This window comes from Shewanella sp. 492 (assembly GCF_059338445.1).
The window spans coordinates 1,461,594-1,477,544 of record NZ_CM181702.1; the positions used below are offsets into that span (position 1 = coordinate 1,461,594).

At 46.6% G+C, this 15,951-nt stretch carries 15 protein-coding genes; 10 read left to right on the forward strand and 5 right to left on the reverse strand.

The genetic code is table 11. From position 1 onward, the window contains the following. Positions 1-72: 72 nt before the first annotated feature. Positions 73-471, reverse strand: a complete 399-nt coding sequence (locus tag AC5YBX_RS06630) for a MerR family transcriptional regulator (RefSeq protein ID WP_494519504.1) — start codon at positions 469-471, stop codon at positions 73-75. Between the two features lie 284 nt (positions 472-755). Between AC5YBX_RS06630 and AC5YBX_RS06635 the strand changes: the two genes are divergently transcribed. From AC5YBX_RS06635 to AC5YBX_RS06645, 3 genes are all read left to right on the forward strand, one after another. Then, positions 756-2,660: a propionyl-CoA synthetase gene (locus tag AC5YBX_RS06635; protein ID WP_494519503.1), complete on the forward strand. Its 1,905-nt coding sequence runs from the start codon at positions 756-758 to the stop codon at positions 2,658-2,660. 158 nt (positions 2,661-2,818) lie between these two features. After that, on the forward strand, positions 2,819-3,199 hold the full coding sequence (locus AC5YBX_RS06640; protein ID WP_494519502.1) for an acyltransferase: 381 nt from the start codon (positions 2,819-2,821) through the stop codon (positions 3,197-3,199). Positions 3,200-3,275: 76 nt separating this feature from the next. Beyond that, positions 3,276-3,467 (forward strand): DUF3185 family protein, encoded by a 192-nt coding sequence (locus tag AC5YBX_RS06645; RefSeq protein WP_475516953.1) that lies wholly within the window; start codon positions 3,276-3,278, stop codon positions 3,465-3,467. 116 nt (positions 3,468-3,583) lie between these two features. On the opposite strand, the gene AC5YBX_RS06650 is transcribed toward AC5YBX_RS06645, so the two are convergent. After that, positions 3,584-4,582: an NADP-dependent oxidoreductase gene (locus AC5YBX_RS06650; RefSeq protein ID WP_494524635.1), complete on the reverse strand. Its 999-nt coding sequence runs from the start codon at positions 4,580-4,582 to the stop codon at positions 3,584-3,586. Between the two features lie 327 nt (positions 4,583-4,909). Here AC5YBX_RS06650 and AC5YBX_RS06655 point away from each other — a divergent pair, with 327 nt between their 5' ends. Both AC5YBX_RS06655 and gnd read left to right on the forward strand, forming a co-directional pair. Then, positions 4,910-5,350: a MarR family winged helix-turn-helix transcriptional regulator gene (locus AC5YBX_RS06655; protein ID WP_475516453.1), complete on the forward strand. Its 441-nt coding sequence runs from the start codon at positions 4,910-4,912 to the stop codon at positions 5,348-5,350. A gap of 236 nt (positions 5,351-5,586) precedes the next feature. Beyond that, positions 5,587-7,128, forward strand: coding sequence for an NADP-dependent phosphogluconate dehydrogenase (gene gnd / locus AC5YBX_RS06660; protein WP_494519500.1), 1,542 nt, complete (start codon positions 5,587-5,589; stop codon positions 7,126-7,128). 97 nt (positions 7,129-7,225) lie between these two features. On the opposite strand, the gene AC5YBX_RS06665 is transcribed toward gnd, so the two are convergent. Next, positions 7,226-8,758, reverse strand: a complete 1,533-nt coding sequence (locus AC5YBX_RS06665; protein ID WP_494524636.1) for a DUF3612 domain-containing protein — start codon at positions 8,756-8,758, stop codon at positions 7,226-7,228. A gap of 191 nt (positions 8,759-8,949) precedes the next feature. Here AC5YBX_RS06665 and AC5YBX_RS06670 point away from each other — a divergent pair, with 191 nt between their 5' ends. After that, positions 8,950-9,495 carry an aldolase/citrate lyase/malate synthase family protein gene (locus AC5YBX_RS06670; RefSeq protein ID WP_494524637.1) on the forward strand — a complete coding sequence of 182 codons (546 nt, stop codon included), beginning with the start codon at positions 8,950-8,952 and terminating at the stop codon, positions 9,493-9,495. Between the two features lie 94 nt (positions 9,496-9,589). On the opposite strand, the gene AC5YBX_RS06675 is transcribed toward AC5YBX_RS06670, so the two are convergent. Continuing rightward, positions 9,590-10,465, reverse strand: coding sequence for a 1,4-dihydroxy-2-naphthoate polyprenyltransferase (locus AC5YBX_RS06675; protein ID WP_494524638.1), 876 nt, complete (start codon positions 10,463-10,465; stop codon positions 9,590-9,592). A 432-nt stretch (positions 10,466-10,897) separates the two neighbouring features. On the opposite strand from AC5YBX_RS06675, the gene AC5YBX_RS06680 reads away from it, so the two are divergent. The 4 genes from AC5YBX_RS06680 (at position 10,898) to ompW (ending at position 14,440) form a co-directional block, all read left to right on the forward strand. After that, a complete protein-coding gene (locus AC5YBX_RS06680) occupies positions 10,898-11,815 on the forward strand; it encodes an SDR family NAD(P)-dependent oxidoreductase (RefSeq protein WP_494524639.1) in 918 nt (305 codons plus the stop codon). Between the two features lie 106 nt (positions 11,816-11,921). Continuing rightward, positions 11,922-12,785 carry an acyl-CoA thioesterase II gene (tesB, locus tag AC5YBX_RS06685; protein WP_494519495.1) on the forward strand — a complete coding sequence of 288 codons (864 nt, stop codon included), beginning with the start codon at positions 11,922-11,924 and terminating at the stop codon, positions 12,783-12,785. Between the two features lie 98 nt (positions 12,786-12,883). Beyond that, the gene (locus AC5YBX_RS06690) at positions 12,884-13,282 is read left to right on the forward strand and encodes a YbaY family lipoprotein (protein WP_494519494.1); all 399 of its coding nucleotides are present in this window, start codon (positions 12,884-12,886) and stop codon (positions 13,280-13,282) included. 510 nt (positions 13,283-13,792) lie between these two features. Beyond that, the gene (ompW, locus tag AC5YBX_RS06695; RefSeq protein WP_494519493.1) at positions 13,793-14,440 is read left to right on the forward strand and encodes an outer membrane protein OmpW; all 648 of its coding nucleotides are present in this window, start codon (positions 13,793-13,795) and stop codon (positions 14,438-14,440) included. Positions 14,441-14,522: 82 nt separating this feature from the next. On the opposite strand, the gene AC5YBX_RS06700 is transcribed toward ompW, so the two are convergent. Then, entirely contained in the window at positions 14,523-15,842 is a 1,320-nt protein-coding gene (locus AC5YBX_RS06700; protein ID WP_494524640.1) for a Na+/H+ antiporter family protein, read from the reverse strand. Between the last annotated feature and the right edge of the window lie 109 nt (positions 15,843-15,951).

Genomic DNA, 15,951 nt, shown 5'->3' on the forward strand with positions numbered 1-15,951 from the left:
AGTGTTGTTTTTTGTAATACTTTATGGCTTATCAACTGCTTGTGTTAATTCTGTATGGTTATGTATCCAGGATTACTGTTGTTGTAGTTCAAGTGCCGCGCGGCATTGCTGCTCGGCAGAATTGAGCTCCATCAATACCACCTTGATGTCGTCCATCTGCTGCTGAAGAGCGGTCTTTTTCTCTTCGACAAGATCGAGCATGGTGTGTAGCTGGGTGCTGCTGTTTTTGTCGGCGTCATAAAGCTCAAATAAACGGCGGGTTTCGGCTAGAGAAAAGCCAAGTCGCTTACCGCGTAAAATCAGTTTTAGGCGTACTCTGTCCTTGAGACCATAGATGCGGGTTTGCCCACGACGCTTAGGTTTTAGCAGCCCCTGATCTTCATAAAAACGGATACTACGGGTGGTTATATCGAACTCTTTTGACAGATCGCTAATGGAATAAGTCATCTGGGTGGTGTGTTTGTCGCTCATCAAAAAAATACCATAACAATTAACATTGCTAGAACGATATATGAAGTTTACGTAAAGGTAAAGATTTTAGGCGGTAAAATGTACGAAGTACGCATGCCTATACTAATAAGTTAAATATTAACAATCATTTAGCTTGTTAATTGAGTGGCCATTATGCAAAGGTCTAATGGGCAAAGGCGCGCCGTGTCTCATAATGCTTTTACTGGCCCTCGTCGCTTTAGGGGGCAAAACGGAGTGATCAGTAACCGATATGGGCGCTACCCATGTCATTCGGAGAGAGGCAAATGAAGGCGTTACATAACCAATTACATCAACAATCTATTGAAAACCCAAATGAGTTTTGGGCCGATGCCGCCCAAGCAATCAATTGGGTTAAACCATTCGACACCGTACTCGATGACGTAAATGCACCCATGTATCGCTGGTTCAGTGGTGGCGAAATCAATACCTGTTACAACGCCGTTGACCGCCATGTAGAGGCAGGGCGTGGTGAGCAGGTGGCGATTCAATATGTCAGCCCGATCACCGATACCGAATATGGCGTTACGTACAATGAGCTGCAAGCTCAAGTGAGTCGCCTTGCAGGTTACATGGCAAACCAAGGTGTGACTAAGGGCGATAGAGTGATCATCTATATGCCGATGATCCCCGAAACCGCCTATGCCATGTTGGCTTGTGCACGACTCGGTGCCATCCATTCGGTGGTGTTTGGTGGTTTTGCCGCCAATGAGCTGGCGACGCGTATTAATGATGCCAAGCCGAAAATGATCTTATCGGCATCGTGTGGTATCGAGCCCTCTGGTGTGGTGGCGTATAAGCCGTTACTTGACGACGCACTGGCTCAAGCGACCCATCATGTGGAGCAATGCCTTATTCTCAACCGCCATCAATTGCATGCTGATTTAGTTGATGGCCGCGATGTGGATTGGCAATCGGCCATGGTGGATGCGCCCAATATCGATTGTCAACCAGTGGAGGCGACCGATCCTTTATATGTGCTTTATACCTCTGGAACCACAGGTCAGCCTAAAGGCGTAGTACGCGACAACGGCGGCCATGCTGTGGCGCTCGCGTGGTCGATGAAAAATATTTATGACATACATGCTGGTGATGTGTTTTGGGCGGCATCGGATGTCGGTTGGGTGGTGGGGCACTCCTACATAGTGTATGGTCCATTGCTGGTGGGGGCGACAACGCTATTATTTGAAGGCAAGCCAGTGGGCACCCCAGATCCGGGGATTTTCTGGCGTACCATTGCTAAATATCAGGTGAAGAGCTTCTTTACTGCACCGACCGCCATTCGTGCCATTAAGCGCGACGATCCTGATGGTGACTTCTTAAAAGATGTTGATTTAAGTTGTCTACAGACGGTGTTTTTAGCTGGTGAACGCTGCGATCCCGATACTTTACATTGGGCTGAGCAGAAGCTGAACAAACCCGTTATCGATCATTGGTGGCAAACCGAGACGGGCTGGCCAGTGGCCGCCAACATGATGGGCACTGCGCCTGTGCCGGTTAAGGCGGGCTCCCCTGCATTAGCGGTACCGGGTTATGATGTGCAAGTGGTTGACGAGATGGGCGAGCGCGTTGCTGCTAATCAAACTGGCAATGTGGTGATCAAACTGCCACTACCACCAGGCACCTTGGCGACCCTTTGGCAAAATGAGGCGCGATATAAGGAAAGTTACTTGTCCATGTACCCTGGTTTCTATCTTACTGGCGATGCGGGTTATATGGATGAAGAGGGATACTTATACATTATGAGTCGTATCGACGACATCATTAATGTTGCCGGGCACCGTTTATCGACCGGCCGTTTTGAAGAGGTATTGTGTCAACACGAAGCCGTGGCTGAAGCGGCGGTTATCGGCGTTGACGATAAGCTTAAAGGGCAGGTGCCGCTGGGGTTAGTGGTACTTAAAAAAGGCTGCACCTTAAGTGATGAGCAACTGCATAAAGAGCTGACAGCCCTTGTGCGCGAGCAGATTGGCCCTGTGGCCGCGTTTAGGTTAGTCAGTGCCGTGCCTAAATTACCTAAGACACGCTCGGGCAAGATTTTACGCGGTACTATGCGTAAAATTGCCGATAATCAGACCTTTAATATGCCAGCGACCATTGAAGATCCTTATACATTAGAGCTAGTTCGTAATGTATTAACCCGGATGGGCTATGCCGATGCCCATGTATAAGGCTGGTGATTAAGCTTGTATGAAAAGGGCCATCTGGCCCTTTTCCTTTTTAGCCCTAGCCCTTCAGTAGTTGGCGACACAAGCCCAGTGTGTAAATCGATATCTTTATCTGCGTATGTCAAAAAGCGCCACGGGTACCACTTGGCGCGTCAGGTTTGATGCGCAATATGTTGCAACGTTCATTGGGGGCAGGCGGCTTTCATCTCTTTTGGCACTATTGGAATCCGATATGGGGCTATTACTTATCTCGATACGTGATGAAGCCTTTAAGCCAATTTATCCCCAAAGGATTGGCTTCGGTTGTGACGTTTAGCGTCAGTGGTACACTGCATGATGTAGCCGTTATGTTGGTCACGTGGCAGTTGATTTTCTTTTTTACCCCATGGTTTACATTGATGGGGATTATGGTGATAGTGTCTAAGCAGTTTAAATTGTCATACGCCAGTTATCATTGGATGGTTAGGGCTTGTTTTAACATGGTATTTGTTGGCGGCAGTCTACTGCTTGTCCGTTGGGGTCAACACATTGCGTCGAGTTAACTGTCTTTACACGCGAGTCAGTTTTTATGTGTTGTCGCCAATATCGAAGGTTGAAAATAAAGGATACAGATTCATGATGATCAATAAAGTCATTGGTATTGCGCTTATTCTTGTTGGCGTCGCGTTGGCAGTGTGGGGTTATAACATTTATGATTCGGCAAGCTCGCAGATCAGCCGAGCGTTCAGCGGCGATACCCCACTAGAAGCGTGGGCAGGTATGGTGGGCGGCGGGTTATGCGTCTTTGTCGGATTATTAAAGGTAAAATAATCCCTGACAGCTGGTAGATTAAAGCCTGTTTTAGGCTTTGTTGTCTGATAACCAAAACTCAAAAAGCCGACTTTTAACTAGTCGGCTTGTTAGTTTACGACTTTTTATTCAGCCGTTTAAGCGAGTTTAACCACCATCTTACCGCGGTTTTTACCTTCGAACAGGCCGATAAATGCCGCAGGGGCTTGCTCGATACCTTCATAGATAGTTTGCTCGGCTTTCACTTGGCCATTAGCTAACCATTGACCCATCTGCTGGGTAAACTCTGGATAATGTTCCCAGTGCTCAAATACGATAAAGCCCTGAATTTTTAGCTTTTTCATAATAATATAAGCAAGGTTATTCGGCCCAGGTGTTGGCGCGGTATCATTGTACTGGGCAATCATGCCGCACACGGCGATACGGCCATGATCGTTCATATTATCCAGCGCGGCGGCTAAGTGCTCACCACCGACATTTTCAAAATACACATCGACACCTTGAGGCGCAGCGGCGCGCAGTGCGGCGCTTAAGTCCGTTGTGGTTTTGTAATTAATCACCTGCTCAACGCCCATGGCTTTGAGGCTCGCGACTTTTTCGTCAGAGCCGACCGAGGCGATCACTTTGGCCCCCATTAACAAACCGAGTTGACAAGCCACGCTACCCACAGCGCCAGAAGCGGCCGATACAAACAGGGTTTCACCTGCTTTGAGCTCGGCGATACGGTTTAAACCTGTCCATGCTGTCATGCCTGGCATGCCTAACACGCCAAGAAAGTGAGACTCACATAAAGGGGTTGTAGGTAAAATCGTGTGGTCGCTGCCGTCGGTGACATAGTGAGTACGCCAACCATTCATACTGCTTACTTTGCTGCCAACAGGGAAGTCGGCGTGCTTTGATGCTATGACTTCGCCGATGGCACCACCTTCAAGCACTTCGCCTAAGGCGAACGGTGCGATATAACTTTCTCTGTCAATCATGCGGCCGCGCATGTATGGGTCAACTGACATCCACAGGTTTTTGACTAAAAATTGACCTTGCTGTAACTCAGGTAGGGTGACTTGAGTTAAGGCGAAATTGGCTGCCGTTGGCATACCCTCTGGGCGAGATTGGAGTAAAATGTGTTGTGCTTGCATGAAAATCCTCATTTTGCTTTGTGCGCTAACTAATTGTGGTAAACTCTACTCTCAAAGCCTGAGTAATGCAAATGCTTTGCGCGCAAACTAAATGTCGGTGTTAACAGAAACCTATATAAGGTTTGCTATTGTAGGCATGCATTTATACCGTTTTATGGGTATTGAATACCTAACATGAATGGGTTGAGTTTTTCTGGCGCATTTTGATCCTCCATTTTTATAATTACTTTTTCAGTGAATAACGAGTTTAAGGGCAACCCAGTGGCGAGCAAATCAGTGACAAGCACATCAGATAACCTATCCCCTAGCGCTGCTGAAAACACTGCGATGGCAACGACCTCAACAGTGAAACCTGCATTGTCAGATAATGTCTGTTTTGCCTTATATACTGCCGCGAACGCCCTAGTGCGGGCCTATCGCCCACTGCTAGAACAGTGTGATTTAACTTATCCTCAATACCTAGTAATGCAAGCATTGTGGTTACACGATGGCGCCAGTTTGACCGATCTTTCACAATCGACACGTCTCGATTTAGGCACCTTGACCCCCATAGTTAAGCGTCTGGAAGGTAAGGGATTGGTGGCGCGGACGATCGACAGTCGCGACGAGCGTAAAAAAGTGATTAATGTGACATTAGCGGGCGCGGCGTTGAAACAAGCTGCCTTGGCGTTAACGCAGCAATTATTGGATAAGGTGAGCATTTCAGGTGCCAAGCTCGATGAAATGCGCGATCTGTGCCTCACATTGACGGCGGAGCTCAATCAGTAACGGGCACGCTGGCGATTTACTGAAATACAGTGTTTTCTTCAGCGGCCAGTGATATTGGATAATACCTAGTCATTAAGTTACTCATTTTTGTATAATCATTATCAATTTATTGCTTGCTTAATATGAGCAATCGGCTTGTTAGTGTTTTCCTCTTTTTGGCCTGAGATGTGATTTAAATCGCGTGAACACCATCATTGGCAGGCCTCTTTCATCGCTTTTTTTGTGGGACACATGTAATGCAAAATCATTCAGAACTGCTCGATATTGGCATGATAGGCTTAGGTGTGATGGGAAAAAACCTCGCACTTAATATTGCCGACAACCACTATCGTGTGGCTGCGTTCGATCTAGATAATGACAAAGTTAATGGCTTACTGGCACAAGAACAACAAGAGCGCTTAGCCGGCCAGCCTCAGCGTATTAAAGGCTGTAATAATCTTTCTGAAATGTTATCCAATCTCACTAAACCCCGTATTGTGGTGTTATCTGTACCTGCCGGGGAGCCTGTCGATGGCGTCTGCGGTGCCCTGATTGATGCGGGCATTGAAGCCGATGATATTGTCATTGATACCGGTAACAGCCTATGGACCGATACCGTCGCCCGTGAAGCCCATTATGGGGGTCAATTTATCTTTTTTAGCTGCGCTGTATCGGGTGGTGAAATGGGCGCACGTTTTGGTCCATCATTGATGCCCAGCGGTGATATCAATGCCTGGGAGCATATTAAACCGATTTGGCAAGCGATAGCCGCTAAAGTGGATGCGGCAACGGGCTTACCGATAGAGCGACAAGAGCCAGGTAACCCGGTGACAGAGGGCGAGCCCTGTACCACCTATATTGGCCCTGCTGGCGCAGGGCATTATGTCAAAATGGTACATAACGGTATCGAATATGCCGATATGCAGCTGATTTGTGAAGCTTATCAGTTGCTGTCAGATACCTGTGGCATGAGTGCCTTAGAGGTGAGTGAGGTCTTTTCGCGTTGGAACCAAGGCAGTCTCAATAGCTATTTGATGGAGATAAGTGCCGAGGTGCTGGCTCAGGTCGATCCTTTAACAGACAAGCCATTAGTGGAGATGATCCTCGATAAAGCGGGACAAAAGGGCACCGGCTTGTGGACCGCGGTAAGCAGTTTACAGCTGGGGACTCCCGCGCCAACTATTGCAGAAGCCGTTTATGCCCGCGCAATGAGCACTCAAAAAACACAGCGTCAACAATTAAGCCAGTGTCTAGCGGGGCCAAGCAAGGCGGCGCTTACCGGCAGTGAGCGTTCGACGTTTATCGAACAGTTAGAAAACGCCTTATATTGCGCCAAGATTGCTTGTTATGCCCAAGGGTTTCAGTTGATGGCGATGATGGCTACCGAGAGAGGTTGGCTATTGGACTTTGCTGAAATTGCGAAGATATGGCGCGCGGGCTGTATTATTCGTGCCAAGTTTTTACAGTCGATCAGTGAGGCTTATCAAGCGGCGCAGACACAAGGGGTGGAACTGAGCAACTTGTTGATGGCCGAGAGCTTTAGTGCAGCATTGTCAACCAAGCAGTTCGATTGGCGCAGGGCGGTGTCCCAAGCCGTGTTAAGCGGTGTGCCTGTACCCTGTATCGGCTCGGCATTGGCATATTATGACAGTTCTCGCTGCGACACCTTGCCTGCAAACCTATTACAAGGTCAGCGTGACTTCTTCGGTGCCCACAGTTTTGAGCGAATTGATACTCCAGCAGGGGAAAAATATCACCTTAATTGGAGCCACAAGCCACGTACGTTAGTAAAGTTATAGCCAATAGTTATGACATCTAACCGTTGAGGTAGGGATAAGCAAAAGGCCACGGGTTCCCCTGTGGCCTTTTACCTTATGATGGCGCTGATAGGATTATCTATCCGCCGCAAGTGCCGCTGGCGTAACAGCTAGGTTTACGTGGGCAGGTTGAGCCCCGCGAACAGATCAATCTGGCTTCGTTGTCTATGCCGCGCTCAATCCAATTGATATTAAGTATTCTCGCCACGCGCTTAATATCCGTTTTAATGCTGGTGGGCAGGTGAGCTGAGCCGCCGTTATCGACACAGACCTGTTTCAGCTCATGGGCGATAGCTTGTGCATCGCCGCCCTGAGCTTCGATGGCGGGGTTGAGGTCAATACCGGCGCATAGCACATGGGGCGTGCCAGCCAGATCGTTAACCCTAATCGATTCACAGCAGTAAATTTTTGGCTCTTGAGCCACATCTAAAATCGAGATCTGTGCCGAAGACCCCGTCGAAGAGGCATTGATCATTCTAAATACCGCCCAGTGCTGGCAGGGATCTTCAACTTGGCGCATATTGCCCCAAGGCAGCGGAATGCCATTACCCCGATAAACGGCTTTAAGTTTGCCTGGTGAGTAGGCATCAAAATAGTGCCAATGGCTATAAGGTGACACGGCCGTCATGCGGCGCATCGCCACCGAGGCTGACACGCCAACGCGTTTAGCAACATCAATTTCATAACCATGCCTGTCGAGCAGTTGTCTAAAGGGAACCTTGGGACACAGCAGGGCGCCAGCAAAAAAGCTCGACTCAAAATCACGCCAAGCATGCAAAATATCTTGCGCATCGACAGTGGAGGATTGCGGCGCTGTAAAGCTGTCTTCACTTAGGCTAGTACCGTGGCTTCGACCCGCGACCATAATACTTTTTAAGCCATCTTTGTTGTGTAACACGCAATGTCCTATGTGGACGGCTAAATCGTATTTGAGCCGATTCGTGTGGTTGTTGAGTAATTTGTTGAGGCACAGCTTATTGGGCATTTCAAAATAAGAGGTGATGATGTGCTGCTCGCTAGCACCTGCTTCAAGACGGATTTGTTTAGGGGCGCGGGTAAACCATTTCACTGTTAATCCTAACTTGGCGACAATTTCCAGCAGATCATCTAGGCTGAGCGGCATGCGTTTTAAGCCCACTTCTTCAGCGGCGCGCTCAAGATCAGGAAAATGATTTTGATGATGCTCTTGATGCGCACGTATTAATAAGTGCGCAAATTGGCGGCCGCTGATGCCAGTTTGTGACAACATTTCAGGGATGGCAATTTGTAAAATTTCACTAGAAAACAAAAAGCTTGGCTCTAGCGCCATGCCACTTATGCCGCCGCGAGAACCTTTAACTGGAGTGATGGCTTGTTGCTCTGGCGCATCGTCAAGAAACCAGTCGACCTCTTTTTGAAACACCGCCGCTATAACAGCTAGCATGCCAGCGCTGGGCACACGTTTACCTCGCTCTATCATAGATAGATAAGAGACCGAGGGCGCCGAATCGGTATCCACACGGATACAGCGGGCCGACAAATCTTCCATGGTGAGGTTGTTACGTTTTCTGAGGTTACGGATTTTGGTTCCCAAAAAATGCGACTTTCTCATTAAGCTTGTATTGTTTTTCATTTTGTAAAATTCACATTGTGAAATTTCTATTGTGAAATTGTAAAGAAAAAAAGACTAGACTACAAATCAAGCAATCGAGATAAGTCAGTTGCAGTGTATTTCGGCAAAGCAAAGTCGATACCTATTAGTCAGTCAGCTTTGAGATGCCCCAAACGCGATAAACGTACCAAATTATATATGAGGATGAAGCTATGAATATTCACACACAGCAATCTAATCTTATCGACCAAAGTATTTACAACTTCATCAAGCAGGTAATGCCTATGACACATACAAACGGAAACACCGCCTTAGAGCAGCACAACCACAGTGAAGCGACAGCCTATGCTAAGCAAGTGCTGGATCAACACTTTCCGTTGAGTAATGGGTCGCATCAGGATGTCTGCAGTTATGTCGTTTATTATAAGCAGTTATTGGCATTCTTTGCCGATGGTAGTCAAAGTGGGTTGGCTGAGCCTAAACAATTTGTCGCCTTAACAGGCCATAAATGTGAGCCGACGTCATTGGTTTTGAAAAACAATGGTTTTCACGTTGAAGTGTCTATTAATCGTCGGGGTGAGCATGGTTGTAATGACTTAGCTGGCATTGATGATGTGCAAGTTGAAGCGACATTAATGACCATAGTTAACAGTCAACAGGCGCCATCACAGCGCAGCTGGACGAGCCTAGTTAGCGGACAGGCCGGAAGTCGCAACAAGCAATTTACGTCGAAAGATGGCGCTGAATACGAGGTATAAAAGCGCAATAATTTGGGGTTATCGCTAAATTTATCTACCGAATAATATAAATAAGGCCAGTGAATTCACTGGCCTTATTTATGTGTGATGTAAGCTAAAAGCTAAAAGCTAAGCCTAGACTGAATAAGGCACTAAAAATAATCGTTAACTTGGCCGTTTTACCCAATAAAGGGTTTAAGGCTTCGCCTGAAGTGTGGCTAAACTCACTGTTTAACTTACGTGCCAAAATCAGTGATAGCCCGCCTAAGAGCACAGGTAAACCTGGTAATAACCCCAGAAAAAAGCCGCCAATAATGAGGGCGAAAGGCAGATAAACCAATGCCTGATAGAGCACTCGTGCTTGGCCTTCGCCGATTTTGACCGCCAAGGTTAATTTACCCGCTTTGGCATCGGTTGGGATATCACGGGTGTTATTCACTAACATGATAGCCGCATTAAACAGGCCTATGGCGCTGCCAAGCAACCAAGCTGCTGTGTTGGTCGTGCCAGCCTGAAGATAGAAGCTACCCACGACAGCCACTAAACCAAAAAAGATAAACGCCGCCACTTCTCCCAATGCATGAGATGCCAATGGATAGGGGCCGCCGCTGTAACCAAGTGCCCCTAAAATTGACAGGGCCGCTAATAGTGCGATGGGCCAGCCGCCATGATAAATGAGTATTGACCCAACCACTAAAGCCAGAGCCAGACAGCCAACCATGGCATTACGCACTTTTTCTGGCGCCAGTAAGCCGCTTTGCGTTACTCGTATTGGGCCTAAGCGTTCATGGGTGTCGATACCGCTTTTAAAGTCAAAGTAGTCGTTAGCTAAGTTAACCGCCACTTGCAGTAAAACCCCGCATAACATGGAAATAGCAGCGATGAACCAACTGAATTGTTCTAGGTTAATCGCTAAAATATTGCCCACTAATAACGGGCCAATAGCAGCAGGAAGAGTGCGTGGGCGTGTCGCCAGGATCCAAGGATTCATTGTTGTATTTGTACTTACGTTAGCAATATAGGAGTGGGAGCGGTATTCGCTCAAGACGGTCAATCAATAGCATAGCAAAAAACGGTGACGCCTTGCAGTGCTTGCATTAGCGTTATGTGAACTGCTTCGTTCTATTTTTGCTCAAATGGCGCATAATTGTTCAGCTGTTCTACTTGAATGTCATTTTGTTATTATTTTGTGAAGATAAATTGTCAAAGTTTGAGCGAGCGCACAATGCCTTACCTATCCTGACTCATATTTGTCGATAGCCTCAAAGAATATCACCATCATATATGCTGTTATAAGACTCTTTAGTAAGGTCGGTTGATGGCTAAGTTAATCATTATCTAATTAATTAATATGGAATTTTATGATTGTAGTAGCTTGATGTAGGGAAGCGTCAACAAGGCAATGACATAAGGGAAATAGCTTATGCGTTTTGATGAACAGGTGGCTGTGATCACTGGAGCCGGAGCCGGCTTAGGGCGAGCTTATGCTATCGCGCTTGCCGAGCGGGGCGCGCATGTTGTGCTCATTGATGCTGGCATTGCCGATCCCGATGCAGTGCTTGACCAAGACTCTGGTCTGGCAAAAACCGCACAAACCCTGTCAGAACTGGGCGCACAGACCATGAGCTTTAAGTTAGATGTTCGTGATAGTGATGGTTTAAATGATGCGGTTACAGCAATTCTTGGCCGTTGGGGCCATATTGATATTGTCATTAATAATGCCAGTATTCATCATCCTTGTGCGTTCGAGGAGCTTTCTTATGCTCAGTGGCAGCAACAGCTCGATATCGATGTCAATGGCAGTTTTATACTGACTAAACTCGTTTGGCCTCAGATGAAGCGCCAAGGTTATGGACGCATACTCATGAGCTGTGGCGCCAGCGCCTTATATGGCGATCGACATGAAAGTTGTTTTTCCACCAGTAAAATGGCCTTAATTGGCTTAGTGAATAGTCTGGCGATCGAAGGTGTTGATAGCAATATTTGTGTCAACTCGATTACCCCTCACGCATTGACTCAAATGACCGAACATCATTTGTCACCCTTAGTTAAGCCGCTGTTCTCGACCTCATCGGTAAATGCGGTGATGTTATTTTTGACCTCCTCCTTAGCTCCTAGCGGTCAGCATTTGTTGGTCGCAGCCGGTAGTGTGAGCCATGGCAAATTCACTGAATCTCCACACATGCGTATTACTGATGCCGAGTGTAATCCAAATGTGATACATGCGCGTTGGCATGAGCTTAAGTATGCGCGCCCTTATCGAGTACATCGCAGTGGTGAAGCTCAAATAACCGCTTGGGCTAAAAGAAGTGCTAGCGAACACCATATCGTGATTGAATAATTAGCGGTGTAATTAAACACCTTATCCCCCGTTATACTCTAGTCATATGAACGTCTTCTAAGGTAAGCTTGTCGTTTAATTTAGTAGATATTGTCGGTAAGGTGTAATGAGTCAAGTATTAGATGATCTATTATCGCTGCTGTCGCTTGAGCAGATAGAGGTTGGCCTTTATCGAGGTCAAAGCCAAGATTTGGGCTTCGGTCACGTATTTGGTGGCCAAGTGATGGGTCAAGCCCTAAGCGCGGCGGCACAAACCGTTGATCCTTTAAGGCAAGTTCACTCGTTTCATTCCTATTTCTTGCGCGCTGGCGATGAAAAACTACCGATAGTGTACGATGTGGAAGTGGTTCGCGACGGTGGCAGCTTTAGTGCGCGAAAAGTGAAAGCGATTCAAAAAGGGCGGCCGATCTTTTATATGACCTGCTCGTTTCAATCTCATGAGCAAGGTTTTGAGCACCAGAGCCAGATGCCAGATGTGCCAGGACCTGAAGGATTAATGAACCAACAAGAGTTGGCGATGACGTTGCGTGATAAAGTGCCTGCCCGTGTGCTTGAAAAGTTTATGGCCGACTCCCCCCTAGAAATGCGCTTAGTCAACCCCAGCAGCCCGATAGCGCCAGCGGCATCAGATCCTAAACGTTACGTGTGGATCCGTGCCAACGGCAATGTACCCAATGAGCTGTCGGTACATGAATATCTGTTGGCTTATGCCTCTGACTTTAATTTTTTGGTGACCGCAGCGCAGCCCCATGGCGTGTCGTTTTTAACCCCAGGTATGCGCATGGCGACGATAGATCATGCCATGTGGTTTCATCGTCCTGTCGATTTAAGTCAGTGGTTGCTTTACAGCATCGATAGTCCCAATGCGTCGGGTGGTCGAGGATTTGTCAGAGGTGAGTTTTACAGTGAAGATGGCACCTTGGTAGCATCTGCGACTCAGGAAGGGTTAATTCGTTTAACGCAGCGATGAACTTAAATGGAATGAATTGCTGCAAGCAAACTTGAGCATATAGTTTTGAGTGACGTGGTTTGAGATAGTTTTTATAGTGAGTTAATGGGATGCACATCATGAAAGGTAAAGTAAAAGGGTTTATTGCACTGTTTTGTTTATTGTTACTTAGTGCTTGCGTTACCGTTGAGCCCGAGCCGCCAGTGATTGTTAATGGGGCTGCAGGTTATCTAGAGCGCATAGCGTTGCCTCAAGGCAGTGCTATTACCATTGCAGTTATCGATCTTGATACACCAGGGGTTATTGTGGCGCAGAAGTCATTTAATATTGCTAAGGTACCTGTGCCATTTAAATTTACCTTTGCTGCGGATACTATTGATAGCAGCATCAATTATGGGGTCGTTGCTATGATCCGTTATAACGGTATGGTGATCTTTCAAACATACGATAAGTTTCCGGTGATCAATAATGGTAAATACACCACGGAAGTGATTATGAAGCCAGTGAGCGGCCGTTAACTCATGCTAGGCGTGTTGTCTTAACATATATGTAATCAAAAACGGAGCTTCGGCTCCTTTTTTATTCCTAAAAATTAGCTCAATAAATTAGGTTGGCTTAATGAGCGCTTATTAAAAATGTTGATAAGTCTTTGACAAGTTGCTTAATCGTTTCTCAGTGCATTTTAGTTAATTTGACATGCACCCTTTTACTATCGGATACGAACCAATTGGCAACACGAAATGTTAACGCCAAGTTACTTTCAACCTGTTGGGTTAAGCCCATTTTTTATTTCACTTTGAGGTGAGGTTAATTCGCCTGTTTGATCTAGGTCACTCATTTTAAAGGGGTATTATCAATGTTTGTTTGGTGGGTGTGATCCGTGTCACTGGTGCGCACTTGAAATGACGGTGTTATTTATTTTGTTGACATAGATCAATATGTAGCAAGGTTGCAGCTGGCAGGATGGCTGCAAATGTAAGCAAATTGCTAATAACAATCTCAATATACAATTGTATTAATGGAGTAGTATGATGAAAAAGTCTCTCGTTTCAGGTCTTGTTGCCGCCACCCTACTTACAGGCGGATTTAGTGCTGCGGTTTCTGCTCACCAAGCTGGTGATATTATTGTGCGTGCTGGTGCGGTTATGGTTGCACCAAATGAATCTAGTCAGGATGTGGCAGGCTTTGGTGAGTTTAAAGTAAGCGATGATACCCAGTTGGGGCTTAATTTTGGTTACATGCTGACCGATAATATTGGGGTTGAGTTGTTAGCGGCAACACCCTTTAGTCATGATGTTTCTTTAGATGGTGTCGGTAAAATTGCCGAGACCAAGCATCTTCCACCAACTTTAGTCGCACAGTACTATTTCGGTTCGGCTCAATCAAAGTTACGTCCATACATTGGTGCAGGTGTTAACTTCACCAACTTCTTCGACAATGATTTTACCAATGATTTGGATGGTGCTTTGACTGATCTAAGCCTTAGTAACTCATGGGGCTTAGCAGCTCAGGTAGGTCTTGATTATCAAGTGAATAAAAACTGGCTGGTAAACGCCTCTGTTTGGTATGCACAAATCAGCACAGATGTTAAATTTAATCTAGGTGATGCTCCTGTGACGATTGAAACAGATATCGATCCATGGGTTTATATGGTCAGTGTGGGTTACACTTTCTAAGCGCCATTGGTATGGGTGTATCTTAGTTAGCGAAAAGGCAGCCAAGTGGCTGCCTTTTTGTATCGGAGTGATGACATTAAGATCACAACACCATGGCGGCAATCCAACCGAAGACCAGTAACGGGATATTATAGTGAATGAACGTTGGAATGACGCTGTCGCGAATATGGTCGTGTTGACCATCGGCATTAAGACCCGCAGTGGGGCCTAAGGTTGAGTCTGAGGCTGGTGAGCCCGCGTCGCCTAATGCTGCAGCGGTACCTACCAGTGCAATCGTTGCGGCAACCGAAAAGCCAAAGCTCATGGCCAGTGGCACATAAATGGTAGCGATAATAGGGATGGTTGAAAATGATGAGCCAATGCCCATGGTGATCAATAAGCCAACCACTAACATTAAGAAGGCCGCGAATGCCTTATTATCGCCAATCAAATAAGAAAGTGATTCAACTAATGTACTCACATCACCCGTCTCTTTGACTACCGCGGCGAACCCTGCAGCCGATATCATGATAAAGCCTATGTTGGCCATCATGCGCACACCTTGGTTAAAGATATCTTGATCGGCGACATGCTTAAGCGCCCCAGAAAAACTGAAGATGATAAAGCCAACGAGTGCGCCAAAAATCATCGAGCCAGTGTAGAGTTGCACCAGCAGTGTGGCCAATATGGCGCTAAGGGCAATCAAAATATTGCGGCGATTAATGTTGGCTTCTGGCTCGGCAACTAATGCTAATTCTTGCTTGTATTCACGCGGCTTACGGTAGCTAATAAATGTGGCGACTAATAGGCCGACAATCATCCCTAGCGCAGGTATCAACATGGCCGTTGGGATCTGTTCACGTACAGCATCAAGATTATTGCTATTAAGGTTAGACAGCAAAATATCATTGAGAAAAATGCCGCCAAAACCAATAGGTAAGATCATATAAGTGGTGACTAACCCAAAGGTCAATACACATGCCACTAAACGGCGATCTAAACGTAATTTAGACATCACGTGCAGTAGTGGCGGGATCAAAATGGGAATAAAGGCAATATGGATTGGCAAAATATTTTGCGAAGAAACGGCCATAGCTAATAGAGCAAGCAGCAGTAACCAGCGTACACGGTTGATATTAAGACTATTTTGCTCTTGACCCAGTAGGGTAATCACTTTTGTTGAAATTAGCGTCGTCAGACCCGAATGCGAGAGGGCGACGGCAAAGGCACCTAATAAGGCATAACTGAGGGCGATTTGAGCACCACCGCCAAGTCCGGTATTAAACGCATCGACCGTATGCTGTAAATCCATACCACCCACTAAGCCTGCAACAAGCGCACTGATGGTGAGCGCGATAACAACGTGTACTCTTGCAAGGCTGAGCCCCAGCATCAAGCAAACTGCAATAACTACTGCATTCATATATTTTCTGGCTTTTGTGTTTTAAGTGGGGGGCTATTTTCGACCGCAAGCATGCTATTTGTCCAGCCGAACGGCATTTTATCTGTAAAAAAAATGAGATGTAATGTAA

Excerpts from the sequence above, each read along its gene's own strand:
- AC5YBX_RS06700 (WP_494524640.1), bottom strand. The coding sequence starts at position 15,842 with ATGAATGCAGTAGTTATTGCAGTTTGCTTGATGCTGGGGCTCAGCCTT.
- AC5YBX_RS06635 (WP_494519503.1), top strand. The coding sequence starts at position 756 with ATGAAGGCGTTACATAACCAATTACATCAACAATCTATTGAAAACCCA.
- ompW (WP_494519493.1), top strand. The coding sequence starts at position 13,793 with ATGATGAAAAAGTCTCTCGTTTCAGGTCTTGTTGCCGCCACCCTACTT.
- AC5YBX_RS06655 (WP_475516453.1), top strand. The coding sequence starts at position 4,910 with ATGGCAACGACCTCAACAGTGAAACCTGCATTGTCAGATAATGTCTGT.
- gnd (WP_494519500.1), top strand. The coding sequence starts at position 5,587 with ATGCAAAATCATTCAGAACTGCTCGATATTGGCATGATAGGCTTAGGT.
- AC5YBX_RS06670 (WP_494524637.1), top strand. The coding sequence starts at position 8,950 with ATGAATATTCACACACAGCAATCTAATCTTATCGACCAAAGTATTTAC.
- AC5YBX_RS06645 (WP_475516953.1), top strand. The coding sequence starts at position 3,276 with ATGATCAATAAAGTCATTGGTATTGCGCTTATTCTTGTTGGCGTCGCG.
- AC5YBX_RS06690 (WP_494519494.1), top strand. The coding sequence starts at position 12,884 with ATGAAAGGTAAAGTAAAAGGGTTTATTGCACTGTTTTGTTTATTGTTA.
- AC5YBX_RS06650 (WP_494524635.1), bottom strand. The coding sequence starts at position 4,582 with ATGCAAGCACAACACATTTTACTCCAATCTCGCCCAGAGGGTATGCCA.
- AC5YBX_RS06675 (WP_494524638.1), bottom strand. The coding sequence starts at position 10,465 with ATGAATCCTTGGATCCTGGCGACACGCCCACGCACTCTTCCTGCTGCT.
- AC5YBX_RS06630 (WP_494519504.1), bottom strand. The coding sequence starts at position 471 with ATGAGCGACAAACACACCACCCAGATGACTTATTCCATTAGCGATCTG.
- AC5YBX_RS06680 (WP_494524639.1), top strand. The coding sequence starts at position 10,898 with ATGCGTTTTGATGAACAGGTGGCTGTGATCACTGGAGCCGGAGCCGGC.
- AC5YBX_RS06640 (WP_494519502.1), top strand. The coding sequence starts at position 2,819 with ATGCGCAATATGTTGCAACGTTCATTGGGGGCAGGCGGCTTTCATCTC.
- AC5YBX_RS06665 (WP_494524636.1), bottom strand. The coding sequence starts at position 8,758 with ATGAAAAACAATACAAGCTTAATGAGAAAGTCGCATTTTTTGGGAACC.
- tesB (WP_494519495.1), top strand. The coding sequence starts at position 11,922 with ATGAGTCAAGTATTAGATGATCTATTATCGCTGCTGTCGCTTGAGCAG.